The 221-nt window shown below is 62.9% G+C and carries 1 protein-coding gene; it reads right to left on the reverse strand.

Features of this window, described 5'->3' with window-relative positions:
* Positions 1-221, reverse strand: a 221-nt coding sequence (locus EOB49_RS36195; RefSeq protein ID WP_164782045.1) for a Gfo/Idh/MocA family oxidoreductase, incomplete at both ends; no start/stop codon positions are given.

The raw sequence follows: 221 nt of genomic DNA on the forward strand, positions 1-221 counted from the left end.
CCAGTGCCAGGCGCTGCCGCTGCTCTGCTGGTTGAGGTTGAGCCGCATCACCAGCGGCTTGCCGAGCGTCTTGCCGACCTCGATGAACTTGATCCATGACGGGTGGACGCGCAGGATATAGCCGAGCACCAGCTTGCGGTTCTTCGCCCGCGCCGCCGCGACCACCTTCTCGGCATCCTCATTGTTGGTGGCGAGCGGCTTTTCCATGAACACATGGCAGT

The organism is Mesorhizobium sp. M7A.F.Ca.MR.148.00.0.0, from assembly GCF_003997735.1.
Classification (GTDB): Bacteria; Pseudomonadota; Alphaproteobacteria; order Rhizobiales; family Rhizobiaceae; genus Mesorhizobium.